We start from the raw sequence: 16,996 nt of genomic DNA on the forward strand, positions 1-16,996 counted from the left end.
CCGACCCGCCGGGCGCAGCGGGCTGCGCCCCACCCTAATCATTATGGCTTATTTGATCGGTGTGGACGTGCCGTTGGCATGCCATTCGAACACGCCGAACTCGAAGCCTTTCAGATCGCCCTTGTCATCCCAGGTCAGCGGCCCCATCACGGTCTCCACCGGCTTGCCGGTTTTCAGATCCTTGACGATGTCCGCCGGCTCCTGGCTGCCGCTGCGCTCCATGCCGGTGGTCAGCGACTGCAGCGCAGCATAGGTGGTCCAGACGAACGGGCCAGTCGGATCCAGCTTCTTGGCTTTCAGCGCATCGACGATCGGCTGGTTGGCAGGCACCTGATCGTAGCGTTTCGGCAGCGTCACCAGCATGCCTTCCGAGGCGGCGCCGGCGATGTTGGACAGCGAGGAGTTGCCCACGCCTTCCGGCCCCATGAAGCGAGTGGTCAACCCGGCCTGCTTGGCCTGACGCAGGATCTGCCCCATTTCCGGGTAGTAACCGCCGAAGTACACGAAGTCGATATTTTCTTTCTTCAGGCGCGCCACCAGGGTGGAGAAGTCTTTGTCGCCGGCGGTGATGCCTTCGAACATCGCCACTTCGGTGCCCTGTTTTTTCAGGCTGTCGCGCACCGAGCGCGCCAGGCCTTCGCCGTATTGCTGCTTGTCGTGCACCACGGCGATGCGCTTCGGCTTGATGTCGCTGAGGATGTATTTGGCGGCGGTCGGGCCCTGATCCGAATCCAGGCCGGTGGTGCGCAGGATCATCTTGTAGCCACGGGTAGTCAGATCCGCGTTGGTGGCCGCCGGGGTAATCATGATCACGCCTTCGTCTTCATAGATATCGGACGCCGGCTGGGTGGATGAGGAGCACAGGTGGCCGATCACGTAGCGAATGCCGTCGTTGATCACCTTGTTGGCGACCGCAACTGCCTGTTTCGGGTCGCAGGCGTCGTCGTATTCCACGCCGACCAGCTTGTCGCCCTTGATGCCGCCCTTGGCGTTAATGTCGGCAATCGCCTGGCGCGCGCCGGTAAACTCCATGTCGCCATACTGCGCGACCGGGCCGGACATTGCCCCGACGATCGCCACCTTGATGTCTTTCGCCATGGCCGCCTGGCTCATGGCCATCGCAATACAACCCGCCAGCAGTGCCTTACCTGTTGTTAATTTCATCCGCAAATCCCCATCTGTCGTTGTGAACGTACCTGTTGTGTTTGCCTGCGCCCGATCGTTATTGACCGCTTTTGTTATAAGTAATAATGATTTAGGCGTTTTGTCGGCATTATTTTCTAATAAGACTTTATTTTTCATGCCATTAAACAGGAATTTTCTTCTGCAAATCAACTTCATCTGGCAGAAACAAGCGGTGTAAACAGGATAAAATTCGAATTAAATCTGCGCTCTTTACCTTTAGGCGTAGTGCGTTGTGCTGGTTAACAATCCGTTTACTAACTATTTACTCGGAAAATGCCCCGTGCAAAAAACATATTGCACAGTAATCGTACAGAAAAACTTACACAACGCTCTGCACAAGATCTATTACACTGTCGACATCATTTAGCTGCGCGGAAATTCTGCATGAAACTGACCATCGAGCGCCTAACCGCGCTGTCCCCGCAAGACCTTATCGACCTCGGTAAAATTTGGCCGCACCAGCAGCCGGAACAGTGGCAAGGCTGGCTGAGCGACGGCAAGGCGCTGTTTGCCGCCCGCTTCAACGAGCGTCTGCTGGGTGCGGTGAAAATTGCGCTGCAGGACGACCGCGCCGAGCTGCAGGATCTGCTGGTACGAGAAGTGACGCGCCGCCGCGGCGTCGGTCTTTATCTGGTGCAGGATGCACAGCGTCAGCTGCCGCAGGTCGCCCAGTGGCAGCTGTCGACCGCCGGCCTGGCGCCGCGTGAACGTGGGGAAGTCGATAACTTCATGCGCGCCTGCGGCTTCGCACCGCAAGGCGATCTCTGGCAAAAATGAAGCGCCGGCTGGCGGCGCTGGTTTTGATTGCGCTGGGGTTGGCGGCCTGGTTCGCCGGGCGCCAGCAGGCGCTGCGCCAGGCCTCAGGCTGGGATCAGCAGGTTTATGTCTGGCAGCGGGTTTGGACGCCGCAGCACGCCGATGCGCTGGCGAGCAGCCGCGATCTGTTCGCCAAGCTGCGGGTGCTGGCGTTGCAGGTGCATCCGCGTGAAGGCTGGCGGGAAATCCCGGCCGATCTCAGCCTGCTGAAGCAGGACGGCCGCCCACTCTGGCTGGTAGCCCGCCTCGACGGCCAACTGCCGCAGCTGGATCAAGAGGCCATTATCCAGCGCCTGCTGGCGCTCACCCAGCGCTGGCAGGCGGCCGGGCTGCCCGTCACCGGCATCGAGATCGATCATGATGCCGCCACCGCCCGCCTGCCGGACTACCAACGCTTTCTGCAGCGGCTGCGCCAACGGCTGCCCGCCGCTTTGCAACTCGGCATCACCGCCCTGCCGGCCTGGATCGGCTCATCCAACCTGCCCGGCGTACTGCAACAGGCCGACAGTTCCGTCCTGCAGGTGCACGCGGTGCTCTCGCCGCAGCAGGGGCTGTTTGACGGCCCGCTGGCGCTGCGCTGGGTGCGGCAGTACGCTGCCGTCACACCGAAGCCGTTTCGCGTCGCGCTGCCGGCTTATGGCATGGCGCTGCTGGGGTTTGATGCGCAGGGCGCGCAGGTGGAGAGCGAATCCTCGCTGCGCGTGGCGGGCAACGGCCGTGAGCTGACGGTCGCGCCGCAGCAGATCGCCGATTTTCTGCAAACGCTGGCGCAGCAAACGCCGCCCCGGCTGCGCGGCATTATCTGGTTCCGCTTGCCGCTGGCGGACGATCGGCGCGCCTGGTCGCTCGCCACGCTGCGAGCGGTGATCGAGCGCCGGCCGCTGAACGTCGACTGGCAGGTAAAATTTAGGCCTCAGCCACAGCAAAACGGGCTGTATGACCTGATAATTCATAACAACGGGCCGGTAGATGCCCCGCTGCCGCAAGAGGTGGTCATCCGCGCCGACGACTGCCTGGCGGCGGACGCGGTCGGCCACTACCGGCTGGAATCCGCACCGCAACAGCAACGCTTTATTCGCATCAGCAGCGACCAACTGCGCGCCGGGCAATCCCGGCCGTTGGGCTGGCTGCGCTGCCAACAACTGACGCCAGGAGGCACCCTTGTCACACCTTGATTCGCGCGCGGCACGGAACACCCGCCGCCTTCTTCCGCTGGCCATGCTGATCGGCGCCGCGCTGGCGCTGCCGCTGAACGGCTATGCCTGCGGCCCGGATTTTCCTAACCGGCTGCTGATCGACCGCAACGGCACCCTGCTGTATATGCCGGAGGGCAATTTCGCCTTCGAAGCCGGCCGGCTGGTGCCGATGGATAAACAGTTGCCGCACTGGCAAGCCCCGCCGCCGCCGATGCCGCCGAAACCGATGCCGCAATCGCCGGAAACGATCGCGATCGGTAAAATGCGCGCAGCCAAAACGGTGGAAGAGGCTGACGCCGTCAATGCGCAGGGGTTGTCCAACGCCGCGCGTCTCTATCAACTGGGCGCCGTCGCTTTCGCCAGCCACGATCCGCGCGCCACAGACTATTTCCAGCAGGTGCTGAAGCTACCGGCCGCCGAGCAGGGCGACTGGGGACTGCGGGCGCAGTATTCGCTTGGCCGCGTCCTGATGGCTGACCACGGTACACCGGTGAATGAATCCGGTGAAGCGGTTCCCGCCGCCGAGCATCCGCCTAAAGCCGAACTTGAACAGGCGCTGACGGCATTCCAGCAGGTGATCGACCGGGTGAAAAGCGGCGCCGCCGATCCCGAACAGTTGGCATTGAGCAGCCTTGGTCAGCAGGCGCGCATCCACCTGTGGCTGGGTGACGTCGCCCCCGCCGCCCACCTCTATGCGCAACAGGCGGCGCAGGGCGATCCGAGCGGCGGGCAGTCGCTGCAGTACGTCTCCAGCCTCCTGGTCAACCCCGACCATTTGGACACGCTGAAACAGATTATCGGCGATCCGTTGATCCAGCAGTTGGTGACCATTGAGCTGTTCGCGCGCAGCGGCAACCTGCAAATGGCGGATACCGACGGCAACGGCCGCTCCGCCCAGATCATCAGCCAGATCCTGACGCTGCTGGACGGCTCAGTGAAAAGCGGCTTCGCCGGCAGCGATCGGCTGGCGGCGTTGGCTTACCGTTCGGGGCAGTACCCGATGGCGGCGAGCCTGCTGAAAAACGCCGGCGACAGCGGCCTGGCGTGGTGGCTGCGCGCCAAAATGGCGCTGCGCGACGGCGACGTGAAAGCCGCCACTGCCGCCTACGCCAAGGCGGCAAGCGCGTTCCCCGCCGACGAAAGCTGGGGTGAACAACGCAACGCCGACTTCGTCGCAGAAACCATCGTGCCCGAGTGCCGGGTGGCCGGCGAACAGGCCATCCTGGCGCTGAACCGCGGCGACTATCTGCAGGCGATGGACCTGCTGTATCGCGGCAAAGCGCTCTACTGGGCCGACGTGGCCGACGTGGCGGAACGGGTGCTGACCGTCGATGAGTTGAAAGGTTTTGTCGATAAGCACGCCCCGGCGCCGACGACGCCGCTCAAGCCGGTTAATCCGGACGACTACGGCGGCCAGCAGATCACGCCGGAAGTGCAGCTGCGCGAACTGCTGGCGCGGCGGCTGATGCGCGTCGGACGAGCGCCGGAAGCGCTGGCCTACTTCGATATCCCCAACTACCGGCAAGCGGCGCAGCAGTTCGCCGACGAACTGAAGGCCGCCAAGGACAAATCCGCCGCGCCGCTGACGCGCGCGCAGGCTTACTATCGCGCCGCCAACCTGCTGCGCGCCCAGGGGCTGGAGTTTACCGGGTATGAGATGACGCCGGATTACGCCATCTATGGCGCCGGCTATTCCTATCTGGGGGATGCGTTCGATACTCGCGAGCTAAAGCATAAAAGCTGGATCGACAGCGCAGAAGCGGCGCGCGCCAAGGCGGCGCTACCGGAGGAAGACAACCGTTTCCTGCACTATCGCTGGCAGGCGGTGGGGCTGGCGCAACAGGCGGCCGATCTGCTGCCGCCGAAGAGCCAGGCCTATGCCGCCGTGTTGTGTAACGCTGCCAGCTGGGTTATCAAGCGTGATGCCAAAACCGGCCGTGCGCTTTATCAGCGCTATATCAACACCGGCACCCGTTATCCGTGGGCGGCGAAATTCGGCTACGACTGCCCGGCGCCGGACTTCACCGCCGTGGCGCCATAACGCCGAATTTCAGGCACTAAAAAGCCCGGCAAGCCGGGCTTTTTTTATCGAATCTCGCATCGACTCAGGCTTCGATCGCCATTTTGAGTTTCTTCATGGCGTTCTTTTCCAGCTGACGCACGCGTTCGGCGGAAACGCCGTACTGATCGGCCAGCTCCTGCAGCGTCGATTTGTTGTCATCATCCAGCCAACGGGCGCGGATGATATGCTGGCTGCGCTCGTCCAGACCTTCCAGCGCATAAGCCAGTTTGTCTGCGGCGTTGCTTTCCCAGTTATCTTCCTCGATGCCTTCGGCGAAGTCCGAGCTTTTGTCCTGCAGGTACAGCACCGGCGCCATCGACTGGCCATCGCGGGCCTCGTCGTCCGGAGTCGGATCGAACGTCATGTCCTGCGCCGCCATGCGAGATTCCATCTCGCGCACGTCTTTGCTGGTTACGCCCAGCTCGCGGGCCACCAGTTCCACTTCGTCCTGGTTGAACCAGCCCAAACGCTGTTTGGTTTTGCGCAGGTTAAAGAACAGCTTGCGCTGCGCTTTGGTGGTCGCCACTTTCACGATGCGCCAGTTGCGCAATACGTACTCGTGGATTTCCGCCTTAATCCAATGCACCGCAAAGGAAACCAGACGCACGCCGACTTCAGGGTTGAAGCGGCGAACGGCTTTCATCAGGCCGATATTGCCTTCCTGAATCAGATCCGCCTGCGGCAGACCATAGCCTGAATAGTTGCGGGCAATATGAGCGACAAAGCGCAGGTGAGACAGGATGAGCTGCTTAGCGGCATCCAGATCGCCCTGATAATGCAGCCGTTCAGCCAGCTCCCGCTCTTCCTCTGCCGTCAGCATCGGATAGGCGTTGGCTGCCCGGATATAGGCTTCCAAGCTACCTTGGGGTACTAAGGCTAAAGTTTGCATTTCTTTGGTCATTCAAACCCTCTCTATGAGAATACAAAATCATGCAGGTGATTATTACAGCGGGGAAATGATTGATTCTACGGCAGTTGCTGAAGCAAAAGCGGTTCCACACGCCGGGCACCTTAACATTTGCTGCAATTTTTGACCGTATTCCGCCCCAGAAGTTCACCCCTTTTTTGCAAGCATTGTCGCTGACAATACGTGACGAAGGTGCAGGCCGATAGGGAATTTGTGCGCTAAGAAGAGAGGGATGGTGCTGACTTCGCTTGAGGTCACTCTTCTCCCGCAACGCGATCAAAAGCAGCAGGAGAAGAGTATACCAAAAAAATCTTACTGTGGTGTAAATCGGCGTAAATGTTGCACCGTCGCCAGCCAGGCGGCGATCCAGCCGATCATCGCGGAGATGATCAGCAGCAGCAGCGCCTCATCCCAGCCCAGCCCGTGCAGGGTGAAGGTGGTGCCGAATACCTTGGCTACCCCGGCGACCACCGACTCCAGCTGCCACACCAGCGCGCCGGACAGCACCAGCGACAGCAGCGCGCCGGCAAAGCCCAGCATCGCCCCGCCGTTGAGGAACGGCCGCAGGATAAAACCGTCGGTGGCGCCGATCAGCTTCATCACGTTGATGGTGTCGCGGCGGCTGAAGATGCTCAGACGCACGCTGTTGCCGATCACCAGGAACACCGCCACGATCATCAGCACGCCGATGATCGCCGCAATCTGACCCGCCAGCCCGGTCAGCGCCGCCAGGCGGGCAAACCAGCTGTCATCCATACGCACTTCTTCCACGCCCTGCACCGCCGCTACGCGATCGCGCAGGGTGTTGAGGGTATCCGAACTCTGGAAGCTCAGCTTCGGCGTGACGATCGCCACCGCCGGCAGCGGGTTCTCTTCCAGCATGTCCAGCGCGCCGCCAAAGCCCGACCAGTTGCGGAACTCGCCGCGCGCTTCTTCACGCGACAGGTAGTTCACCTTCTCCACGCCGGCTTCCGCCTTGATGGCGTCGAGCACTTTCAGCGCCGCGTCGTCATCGAGCGATTTATCCAGATAGACGGTCAGCTGCGGCGTCGGATACCACTGGCTGGCCGCGGTGCTGACGTTTTTCCACACGATGTAGCACACGCTCGGCAGCGTCAGGGAAATGGCGATCACCATCACCGTCAGCAGCGTCGCCAACGGCTGACGCAGCATGTCTTTGATGGCGTTCATCCAGGCGTAACGCCACTGTTCGCGCCAGCCGCCGCGCAGCGCCTTGCTCTTGGCGGTTTTTGCGTTATTGGCCATGGTGAGCGCCCCCTTGCATGCGGCCCTGGCTCAGCGTCAGGATGCGGTAATTGCGGCGGGCGATAAGCCCGGTGTCGTGCGTCGCCATCAGTACGGTCACGCCGACGCGGTTGAATTCTTCAAACAGGCGCAAAATGCCTTCCGACAGCGCGTCATCCAGGTTACCGGTCGGTTCATCCGCCAGCAGCACCGCCGGCTTGTTCACCACCGCACGGGCGATGCCCACACGCTGCTGCTCACCGCCGGACAGCTGAATCGGGAAGTTTTTCGCTTTATCCAGCAAACCGACCTTGTCCAGCGCGGCGGAAACGCGGCGGCGGATATCTTCGGTGCTGGCGCCGGCGATGATCAGCGGCATCGCCACGTTGTCATACACCGTGCGATCCAGCAGCAGGTGGTGATCCTGGAAGATCATGCCGATCTGCCGGCGCAGGAACGGCACCTCGCGGTTTTTCAAACGGCTGATGTCGTGGCCGCCAAACCAGATGTGGCCGGCGCTGGGCCGTTCGATACCGCAAATCAGTTTCAGCAGGGTACTTTTCCCCGCGCCGGAATGGCCGGTCAGAAACGCCATCTCCGCCGGGCGCAGATGGAAATCAACCCCCTGCAGCGCTTGCCGTCCGCCCAGATAAGCTTTACTGACCTGTTCAAAGCGAATCATCCGTATTAATCCTCTCGGGCAAAAAGTGCCTCAATAAAATCGTCAGCCTTAAACGGCCGCAAATCTTCGATGCCTTCCCCGACGCCGATATAGCGGATCGGGATACCGAACTGATCGGCGATGGCGAAGATCACCCCGCCCTTGGCGGTACCGTCCAGTTTAGTCAGCGTGATGCCGGTTAAGCCCACGGCCTCATTAAATAATTTCGCCTGACTGACGGCATTCTGGCCGGTGCTGGCATCGAGCGTCAGCATAACCTCATGGGGGGCCTGGTCGTCCAGTTTTTTCATGACGCGGACGATCTTCTTCAGCTCTTCCATCAGGTGCGATTTGTTCTGCAGACGGCCGGCGGTATCGGCGATCAACACATCGATACCGCGCGCCTTGGCGGCCTGCACCGCATCGAAGATCACCGAAGCGGAATCCGCGCCGGTATGCTGCGCCACCACCGGAATGCGGTTGCGTTCGCCCCACACCTGCAGCTGTTCCACCGCCGCGGCGCGGAAGGTGTCCCCCGCCGCCAGCATCACCGACTTGCCTTCCGCCTGGAACTGACGCGCCAGCTTGCCGATGGTGGTGGTTTTACCCACGCCGTTCACGCCGACCATCAGGATGACATACGGGGTTTTCCCGCTCACATCCAGCGGCTGATCGACCTTGGCCAGAATTTCGGACATTTCCTCCTTCAGCTTGCCGTACAGCGCTTCAGCGTCTTTCAGCTGCTTGCGGCTGGCGTGCTGAGTCAGGGAGGTGATGATCTTGCGCGTGGTCTCCACGCCGACGTCGGCGATCAGTAGCTGTTCTTCCAGCTCGTCGAACAGGTCGTCGTCGATCTTTTTACCGCGGAACAGCCCCATAAAGCCGGAACCGAGGTTTTGCTTGGTCTTCAGCAGGCTGCGTTTCAGGCGAGCGAAGAAGCCTTCTTTGGTCGGGCGTTCCTGCTCTTGCGCAGCGGCCGGCACCACAGGTTCAAGCGGCGCTTCTTCCGGCTCCGGTTCAGGTTCGACGATTGGCTCGGGTTCAACGACCGGCTCAGGTTCGACGATTGGCTCGGGTTCAACCACCGGCTCGGGCTCAACCACTGGCTCGGGTTCAACGACCGGCTCAGGTTCGACCACCGGCTCGGGTTCAACCACCGGCTCAGGCTCGACCACCGGCTCAGGTTCGACGACCGGCTCGGACTCAACCACCGGCTCAGGCTCAACCACCGGCTCAGGTTCGACGACCGGCTCAGGCTCGACGACCGGCTCAGGTTCGACGACCGGCTCAGGTTCAACCACCGGTTGCTGCTGCGCCACCACTTGCTCGGTGACGCTGACGATCTCTTCAGCCAACGCTTGCGGCGCCGCCGGATGTTCAGCCGCCGCCGGCAGGTTTTCCGCGATTTGCTCGCCGGCCTGACCGTTATCCCACTCCCCCGGGGTGTCGACGGAGGCGGCAGGTTCAGATTCCTGGGCGGGGAGCTTGTCATCCAGCTTGACGGCGGCCGATTCAGCCGGCGTCTCCGCGGCCTGAGGTTCCGCCTGCTCTACCGGCTGCTCAGGTTGCTGTTGCTCTTCTTCCTTTTCCTTCTGGCCAAAGCCCAGCCAGGAGAAAAACCCACGTTTCTTATCTTTTGCCATGTTATGACTCTACTCCGTACCGAAGGCTCGCTTACCCTACATACCTGAAGGATATATGCTGACAATAATCCGCCGAGTCTATCACTTTCCCTCGCGCAGCAACACGCATCCGGCATGCTTTCCGGTGTGAAATCAGACAACAAAGTTTTACCGTTCCCCCCGACGCCCGTCACCGGTAGAATAGGGACAACTTTTCGTTAACCTCTGCGGCCCCGCGCCGCAAAAGAAATCAAACAACGCTTATGACAAGACTCTCGCCACGGGCGGCGGCCAAAAAACCGCCCCAGGCCGCAGCCGGACAGATCCGCATCATCGGCGGCCAATGGCGCGGCCGCAAACTCCCGGTGCCAAACAGCCCGGGGCTGCGCCCCACCACCGATCGGGTGCGTGAAACCCTGTTCAACTGGCTGGCGCCGGTGATTCAGGGCGCGCGCTGCCTGGACTGCTTCGCCGGCAGTGGCGCATTAGGGCTGGAAGCGCTGTCGCGCTATGCCGGCAGCGCCACGCTGCTGGAATTCGAACGGCCGGTGGCTCAGCAACTGGAAAAAAATCTGGCGCTGCTGCAGGGCAAAGGGGTGGTTATCAACACCAACGCGTTGAGCTGGCTGGCGGGCGACGGTCAACCGTTTGACGTGGTGTTCCTCGATCCGCCGTTTCGCAAAGGCCTGCTGGCGGAGACCGTCTTGTTGCTGGAGCAGCGTGGCTGGCTGGCCGACGAGGCGTGGATCTATGTAGAAGCCGAGGCGGAAAGCGCCGCGGCGGACGTGCCTGCCAGCTGGCAGTTGCACCGGGAGAAGGTCGCCGGTCAGGTGGCTTATCGCCTTTATCTTCGTTCGAAAGAGAAAACCGACCATGCTGATTAATCTGGGCCGCTTGCTGATGCTGTGCGTATGGGGCTTCCTGCTCTCTAACCTGTTCCATCCGTTTCCCAAGCCGCTGAAGTATTTCATCGACGTGGCGCTGTTTTTTATGGTGGTGATGCATGGCCTGCAGCTGGTGCTGTTGAAATCCACCCAGCCGAAGGATCAGCCGATCAGCTACTGGCAAGAGGCCAAGATCTTTATCTTTGGCGTGTTTGAGCTGCTGGCCTGGCAAAAGAAACAGCCGCCCATCAAGAAAAAGTGACCGCTACGGCTGAACGGTGAACGAGACGAACCGCGTGCCCTGCATGTTTAACGTGCCGTGCGCGCCTTTTTCTATCGGGTTGTACTGCCATTGCTTCAGCCGCAGCGTAATGTCTTCACCGCCCTGGTTCGGGCTGAACACCACCTCGTAATACATCGGCTCGTTGACCAACGGCTCGCGCTGCGGCGCACGGGTCTTGGCGACCGGGAAGCTCCGCTTGTCGCTCACCGTCACCTGCAGACTGCGCATCGGCGCACGATCGTTTTCCGTCTCCTGCTGGCGCTGTTTGAAGTAGCGTTGCGTGGCCAGCACGGCGATCAACGCAATGACGGCGACAAAAAATAACGGTGGCTTACTCATCGGTTTCCCATTTCCTTCACGGCCAAATCGGCGTAAACATAGCATTCTCAAGAAAGCATTGTCGATCGTCGGCAGGCTACCTACACTGAAATAAGAAGTGACATGGGTGACAGTTTGGAGCCGGTGGTTGCGGCTCCCTCCTACATAAGGATGACATCAATGAGTTGGCCGTTCCTTGCCGTATTCTTTTCCGGTTGGCTGTTCGTCGACGCCTCTTACCGCGGGCCGCGCTGGCAGCGTTGGGTGTTCAAACCCGTCACGCTGTTGCTGCTGTTGCTGCTTGCCTGGCAGGCGCCGGTGCTCAGCGCGGCGGGTTATCTGATCGTACTCGGCCTGCTGGCAACGCTGATCGGCGATGCGCTGCTTCTGTTGCCGCGCGAGCGGGTGCTGTACGCCATCGGCGCCTTTTTCCTGTCCCACTTGCTGTACACCCTGAGTTTCGCCAGCCAGATGACGTTCAGTCTGTTCTGGCCGCTGCCGCTGGCGCTGCTGGCGATCGGTGCATTGCTGCTAGCCACCCTTTGGACCCGGCTGGAAGAGATGCGCTGGCCAATCGTCACCTACGTGGCGATGACGCTGCTGATGGTCTGGCTGGCAGGCGAGCAATATTTCCTGCGCAGCACCGATTTCGGCTTCTCGCTGCTGGCCGGCACCTCGCTGCTGCTGCTGGCCAACGTGGTTTGGCTGCTCAACCGTTACCGCTTCACCTTCCGCGCGGCGGACGCCATCGTGGCTTTCTGTTACTTTTCCGGCCACTTCCTGATCGTGCGTTCGCTCTACCTGTAGAGACCTGCCGCGGGTTCGGCGCGCCGAACCAGTTTCTTCATCAAGCCAGCGCTTTCAACGTCAGGGCATCACCCGCACCCAGCTGATTGCGGTACAGATCGCCGTCGCGCGAGAAGAACGCCAGCGTGCTGCCATCCGCCTGCAGCAGGGCGATGCCGTCCGGCGCCGGGCGCCAGCCCACCACCTCGGCCGCAAATACGCTTTGCAGACAACGCTGCCGATCCACCAGCTGGTAGCCGTTGGTCTCGCTTTGTTCATTGGCCAGAAACTCGATTTGGCATTGCCTTTCGCTGTCGGCTACCTGCCATTGCCCCGCCAGCGACTGCGCGGTCGGCAGCGCCAGACTGCCGGCCATCACCGCACTCGTCACCATCATGCCTCCCGCCGCCAGGGCGGCGCGCGTTAAAGTACCTTTCATACCGGCTCCCACATCACGCCCGGCCGAGACTGCGCCGGGCGCTCCGTTGCTGCGTTACACGATAAAGTCAGTGGCGACGTCTACCTGACCGACGATTTTCACCAGGAAGTCCGGCGCCTGATGACCCCCGATGTTCACCGACAAATCGGTCACGTTGTTGGAAGCGTTATAGCTGAGCAGCGCTTCACCGGCCGCGCCGCTGAAGTGATCGACGAAGTGAATGAAGTCGCTGCTCTGCGCCTCTTTGTTGAAGAACGACAGATCAATCTTGTCGATCCCTTTCTGGAAGTCGCGGATCCAGTCTGAAGCGCCCGGTGCGGAATCGCTGGCGGCAGAGAACACGAAGATGTCTTTACCGGCACCGCCCCACAGCTCATCCGCCCCGCCGCCGCCGAACAGTACGTCGTTACCCGCGCCGCCTTTCAGCACGTTATTGGCCGCGTTGCCGACGATCACGTCGTTGCCGGAACCGCCAATGGCGTTCTCAATGGTCACACCGGCGGCGATCGACACGTTGCCCTTCAGGCCGCCCACGTCGGAGAACGACTTCTCGTTCAGGTTGATGCGTTGGTTAGCGGTGTAACCGGAGAAGTCGAAGGTATCGTTGCCGCCCGCATCCCAGGCCGCAAAGATCACTTTTTGCGAGTTGCTGGTGGTGCTGAGGAAGTCACGACCAGTGTTGGAGTTAAAGCCGTACACGGTGTCGCCGGTGCGGGTCGACAGGTTGGCGCCATACAGGTGCTGAATGGCGGCAATGTCATCCAGCAGCGGAGCCGCGGCGTAATGACCGCCGTTGTCGCCACCGGTATTGGTTTCACTCCAGTAGCTCATCAGGCTGAACTGACGAGTATCTTCCGCGTAAGTGACGTCGCGGTAGGTCGGGTTGCCTTCACCGGCGTTGTAATCGCCCGGATGGCTCAGACCCAGTGCATGGCCAATTTCATGGGTGAACGTCTGGCGGCCGTAGTCTTCGGTCGCCGGATGCTTGACGTTGGACTGATTGACGTTGTACCAGGTCTGGCCCCCCAGATCCTGGCCCTGCCAAATGGTGTTCGGCAGGAAGGCGTAGGCCTGGGTGCCGTAATCATAGTGGCCGGGGCGATCCTGGCTGTAGTTGCCGAAGGTGATATTGGCCTTTTGTCCGGCCGCCACTTCGGTGAAGGTGATATTGGCGACGTCGGCCCAGGACTGCAGCGACAGCTTAGCCTGCTGCTGCTGTTCCGCGCTGAACTTGCTCAGCCCGGTGTCGCCGGCGACGTTAGTGGAAGAGAACTTATAATCCGGGAAGGAGAAGGTTAATTTGATCGGCTGGCCAAATACCTTGTAACCGTTCCAGGTTTGGTTCTCGCGGGTAATAAACAGCCCAGCTTGCTCGTTAGAAAATGAATCCTTGCCATTAATCTGAATCCCGTTACCCCGCTCATGATAATGCAGCAGGTCGTCTACAGCATCGTAACCGGTTGTCGCGGCCGCGAGGCTGGATTCAGTAATTTCAATTGCCTTTTTAGTAGATTGCATTGGTTCGATTCCACTCATTACCTGATTGATATCAATCAGACAGATAGACATAACCTCCCCGTAAGCCACGGTTAATGAACCTCAAGCTTGCTGGAAGGGGCTTATGCGCCGTTACCGGCAGTGTGTTAGGTAGAATTAATGCATATATATCAGCAAATAAGATCACCATTAAAAATGGTAATCGATTCCAATTATAGGCAGGACCGTAAAACTGCACATAAAATAATCAACCATTTATTATCGCAACGAAAGTTTGTTATGCTGCTTTTTAGGCTTCTTTACAAAGCAAACGAAACTTGATGAGGATAAGTTGGCACCAAACTTCAATAGCAACGCGGCCTGCAGACTCAAGCGAATCATGCTGGCTTTACTTAGGGGAAAAGGTAAATTTTGCTAAAGCGTTATAGATTAATAACTCTTTATTATTAGGTCGGGCGATTTTTTAGTTTCTATAGGAATATTATTTTCTTATTTAAACTAACGGTAGCGAGCCTTTTCGCCCAAATAGGGGATAAGAAAAGCCGATATATTTAAATTCGCATTATTCATTATTGAATGAATCCCCCCTTTTCTACGCCCGAACGCCGTTAGCAATAATTCTCATCCGGCGCTTGACTCTGGAGTGGACTCCAGGGTGTAGAGTCAGCTGAGCAAACCCGTTTAACAGCCCGAAGGGGGACGTTATGCACAATCAGCAAAACCATAATCATCAGGAACATCACCACGCCGAAGGCGGGTGCGGCTGCAACCACAGCCACAGCAAAACGCAGCATGGCTGCAGCAGTGAGCCGAAAAGCGCAGCCGTACAGGCCGAACACGCCCACCATCATCACGATCATGGCGATAGCGGCTGCTGCGCCACCGCGCCCGACGATCCGGACGAGGAAAGCGACAGGCTGGCCGCCGCTCCCCCTTCCGGCAGCCAACGTTTCAGCTGGAAAGTCACCGGTATGGACTGCCCCAGCTGCGCCAAGAAAATCGAAAATGCCGTCACCGCGCTCCCCGGCGTTGACAGCGCACGCGTATTGTTCGCCACTGAAAAACTGGTGGTCGACGCGCAGTCCGACATCAGCCTGCGGATCCAGGACGCGGTCGCCCAGGCCGGCTTTACCCTGCTCGGCACTCAGACCGCCAAAGCCGCCGCGCCGAAAACCTCACGCTTCGGCGAATTCGCACCGCTGCTGCTGTTGACCACCCTGATGGTCGTCAGTTGGGTGCTGGATCGGGTTAACCCGGAGCTGGGCCGCATCGCCTTTATCGCCACCACGCTGGTCGGATTGGCGCCAGTCGCCGCCAAGGCGCTGCGTCTGATTCGTTCCGGCACGCCGTTCGCCATCGAAACGCTGATGAGCGTGGCGGCCATCGGCGCGCTGTTTATTGGCGCCACCGCCGAGGCGGCGATGGTGCTGCTGCTGTTTATGGTCGGCGAGCTGCTGGAATCCTACGCCGCCAACCGTGCGCGGCGCGGGGTGAAGGCGCTGATGGAGCTGGTGCCGGAAGATGCGCTGCTGCTGCAAGGCACGGAACGCAAACGCGTGCCGGTCGCCAGCCTGCGCCCTGGCGATGTGATTGAAATCGCGCCCGGCGGGCGCCTGCCGGCCGACGCCGAGCTGCTCAATCCGTTCGCCAGCTTTGACGAAAGCGCCCTGACCGGCGAATCGGTGCCGGTCGAGCGTCAACAAGGGGAAAAAGTGGCCGCCGGCAGCCTGTCCGTCGATCAGGCGGCACAGATGAAGGTGATTTCCGAGCCCGGCAAAAATGCCATCGACCGCATTTTGCAGCTTATTGAAGAGGCCGAAGAACGCCGCGCGCCGATCGAACGCTTCCTCGATCGCTTCAGCCGCTATTACACCCCGGCCATTATGCTGCTGGCCGTCGCGGTGATCCTGGTACCGCCACTGCTGTTCTCGCAGCCGTGGGAGACCTGGATCTATCGCGGCCTGACGCTGCTGCTGATCGGCTGTCCATGCGCGCTGGTGATCTCGACGCCGGCGGCCATCACATCCGGGCTGGCGGCCGCCACGCGGCGCGGCGCGCTGATTAAAGGCGGCGCGGCGCTGGAGCAACTGGGCCAGATTCAAACCATCGCCTTCGATAAAACCGGCACCCTGACCGAAGGCAAGCCGACGGTCACCGACGTGCTGCCCATCGGCGCGCTGACCGAACAACGGCTGTTGCAGCTTGCCGCCGCGGTAGAGGCCGGTTCACATCACCCGCTGGCGCAAGCGATCATCAACCGCGCCGCCGCAAGCGGGGCTGAGCTGCCGCTGGCGCAGGCGCGCCGCGCGCTGGCCGGCGTCGGTGTGGAAGGGATCGTGGACGGCAAGACCGTGCTGATCAGTGCGCCGGGCAAGCTGGCGCCGGGCCTGCTCGCCACACAATGGCAGAGCCAGGTAGACAAGCTGGAAAACGCCGGTAAAACGGCGGTGGTGGTGCTGGAAGACGGCGCGCCCATCGGCTTGCTGGCGCTGCGTGATACGCTACGCAGCGACGCCAAACAGGCGATAGCCGAACTGAACGCGCTGGGTATTCGCGGCGTGATGCTGACCGGGGATAACCCGCGCGCCGCCGCGGCGATCGCCGGCGAGCTGGGCCTCGACTATCGTGCCGGTCTGTTGCCGGAAGATAAGGTCAGCGCGGTCACCGAACTGAGCGAACTGCGCCCGACGGCGATGATCGGCGACGGCATCAACGACGCCCCGGCGATGAAGGCCTCCAACATCGGCATCGCCATGGGCAGCGGCACCGACGTGGCGCTGGAGACCGCCGACGCCGCCCTGACCCACAACCGACTGGTGGGCGTCGCGGAAATGATCCGCATCTCGCGCGCCACCCACGCCAATATCCGGCAAAACATCACCATCGCGCTGGGGTTGAAAGGGGTCTTCCTGATCACCAGCCTGCTGGGGTTAACCGGGCTGTGGCTGGCGGTGCTGGCCGACTCCGGCGCCACCGCGCTGGTCACTGCCAACGCGCTGCGGCTGTTGAGAAAACGCAGCTAAGTTCGGAAACAAACACGGGCGCGGCATACCGCGCCCGTTGTCATTTGGGGGAAGGAACTTTTAACTCGGCCG

Annotated in this window: 15 protein-coding genes; 7 read left to right on the top strand and 8 right to left on the bottom strand. The window is 60.8% G+C overall.

The features are described from left to right. Positions 1 to 48: 48 nt before the first annotated feature. The gene (locus FOT55_RS11780; protein WP_025304902.1) at positions 49 to 1,164 is read right to left on the bottom strand and encodes a branched-chain amino acid ABC transporter substrate-binding protein; all 1,116 of its coding nucleotides are present in this window, start codon (positions 1,162 to 1,164) and stop codon (positions 49 to 51) included. Between the two features lie 405 nt (positions 1,165 to 1,569). Here FOT55_RS11780 and panM point away from each other — a divergent pair, with 405 nt between their 5' ends. From panM to FOT55_RS11795, 3 genes are read left to right on the top strand one after another with little or no spacing between them, the layout of a single operon-like run. Continuing rightward, positions 1,570 to 1,962 (top strand): aspartate 1-decarboxylase autocleavage activator PanM, encoded by a 393-nt coding sequence (panM, locus tag FOT55_RS11785; RefSeq protein WP_060434771.1) that lies wholly within the window; start codon positions 1,570 to 1,572, stop codon positions 1,960 to 1,962. Beyond that, positions 1,959 to 3,176 carry a DUF3142 domain-containing protein gene (locus FOT55_RS11790; RefSeq protein ID WP_147823496.1) on the top strand — a complete coding sequence of 406 codons (1,218 nt, stop codon included), beginning with the start codon at positions 1,959 to 1,961 and terminating at the stop codon, positions 3,174 to 3,176. Before panM ends, FOT55_RS11790 begins: the two co-directional genes overlap by 4 nt. Before the next feature lie 43 nt (positions 3,177 to 3,219). Then, positions 3,220 to 5,238: a hypothetical protein gene (locus tag FOT55_RS11795; RefSeq protein ID WP_406883178.1), complete on the top strand. Its 2,019-nt coding sequence runs from the start codon at positions 3,220 to 3,222 to the stop codon at positions 5,236 to 5,238. Between the two features lie 64 nt (positions 5,239 to 5,302). Here FOT55_RS11795 and rpoH read toward each other — a convergent pair whose 3' ends face one another. The 4 genes from rpoH to ftsY all read right to left on the bottom strand — a co-directional run bounded on the left by rpoH (position 5,303) and on the right by ftsY (position 9,715). Next, complete coding sequence (gene rpoH / locus FOT55_RS11800; RefSeq protein ID WP_004934345.1) at positions 5,303 to 6,160, bottom strand: RNA polymerase sigma factor RpoH; 858 nt, start codon at positions 6,158 to 6,160, stop codon at positions 5,303 to 5,305. A gap of 318 nt (positions 6,161 to 6,478) precedes the next feature. Then, complete coding sequence (gene ftsX / locus FOT55_RS11805) at positions 6,479 to 7,432, bottom strand: permease-like cell division protein FtsX (protein ID WP_004934340.1); 954 nt, start codon at positions 7,430 to 7,432, stop codon at positions 6,479 to 6,481. Then, complete coding sequence (ftsE, locus tag FOT55_RS11810; protein WP_004934337.1) at positions 7,422 to 8,093, bottom strand: cell division ATP-binding protein FtsE; 672 nt, start codon at positions 8,091 to 8,093, stop codon at positions 7,422 to 7,424. The genes ftsX and ftsE overlap by 11 nt, the downstream gene beginning before the upstream one ends. A gap of 5 nt (positions 8,094 to 8,098) precedes the next feature. After that, entirely contained in the window at positions 8,099 to 9,715 is a 1,617-nt protein-coding gene (gene ftsY, locus FOT55_RS11815) for a signal recognition particle-docking protein FtsY (protein WP_147823498.1), read from the bottom strand. Between the two features lie 242 nt (positions 9,716 to 9,957). Between ftsY and rsmD the strand changes: the two genes are divergently transcribed. Beyond that, positions 9,958 to 10,578, top strand: coding sequence for a 16S rRNA (guanine(966)-N(2))-methyltransferase (rsmD, locus tag FOT55_RS11820; protein ID WP_025304896.1), 621 nt, complete (start codon positions 9,958 to 9,960; stop codon positions 10,576 to 10,578). Beyond that, a complete protein-coding gene (locus FOT55_RS11825; protein ID WP_004934327.1) occupies positions 10,568 to 10,840 on the top strand; it encodes a DUF1145 family protein in 273 nt (90 codons plus the stop codon). Before rsmD ends, FOT55_RS11825 begins: the two co-directional genes overlap by 11 nt. A 3-nt stretch (positions 10,841 to 10,843) precedes the next feature. Here the strand turns inward: FOT55_RS11825 and FOT55_RS11830 are convergent, their stop codons facing one another. Beyond that, positions 10,844 to 11,200, bottom strand: a complete 357-nt coding sequence (locus FOT55_RS11830; RefSeq protein ID WP_060434781.1) for a DUF2500 domain-containing protein — start codon at positions 11,198 to 11,200, stop codon at positions 10,844 to 10,846. A 159-nt stretch (positions 11,201 to 11,359) separates the two neighbouring features. On the opposite strand from FOT55_RS11830, the gene FOT55_RS11835 reads away from it, so the two are divergent. Then, on the top strand, positions 11,360 to 11,986 hold the full coding sequence (locus tag FOT55_RS11835) for a lysoplasmalogenase (protein ID WP_025304894.1): 627 nt from the start codon (positions 11,360 to 11,362) through the stop codon (positions 11,984 to 11,986). 40 nt (positions 11,987 to 12,026) lie between these two features. Here the strand turns inward: FOT55_RS11835 and FOT55_RS11840 are convergent, their stop codons facing one another. Both FOT55_RS11840 and FOT55_RS11845 read right to left on the bottom strand, forming a co-directional pair. Further along, positions 12,027 to 12,404, bottom strand: a complete 378-nt coding sequence (locus tag FOT55_RS11840) for an AprI/Inh family metalloprotease inhibitor (RefSeq protein WP_025304893.1) — start codon at positions 12,402 to 12,404, stop codon at positions 12,027 to 12,029. Between the two features lie 54 nt (positions 12,405 to 12,458). Further along, positions 12,459 to 13,922 (bottom strand): serralysin family metalloprotease, encoded by a 1,464-nt coding sequence (locus tag FOT55_RS11845; protein WP_025304892.1) that lies wholly within the window; start codon positions 13,920 to 13,922, stop codon positions 12,459 to 12,461. 683 nt (positions 13,923 to 14,605) lie between these two features. Between FOT55_RS11845 and FOT55_RS11850 the strand changes: the two genes are divergently transcribed. Next, positions 14,606 to 16,924 carry a zinc/cadmium/mercury/lead-transporting ATPase gene (locus FOT55_RS11850; RefSeq protein ID WP_099816939.1) on the top strand — a complete coding sequence of 773 codons (2,319 nt, stop codon included), beginning with the start codon at positions 14,606 to 14,608 and terminating at the stop codon, positions 16,922 to 16,924. Positions 16,925 to 16,996 lie beyond the last annotated feature (72 nt).

The sequence above is a fragment of the Serratia bockelmannii genome, assembly GCF_008011855.1.
Classification (GTDB): domain Bacteria; phylum Pseudomonadota; class Gammaproteobacteria; order Enterobacterales; family Enterobacteriaceae; genus Serratia; species Serratia bockelmannii.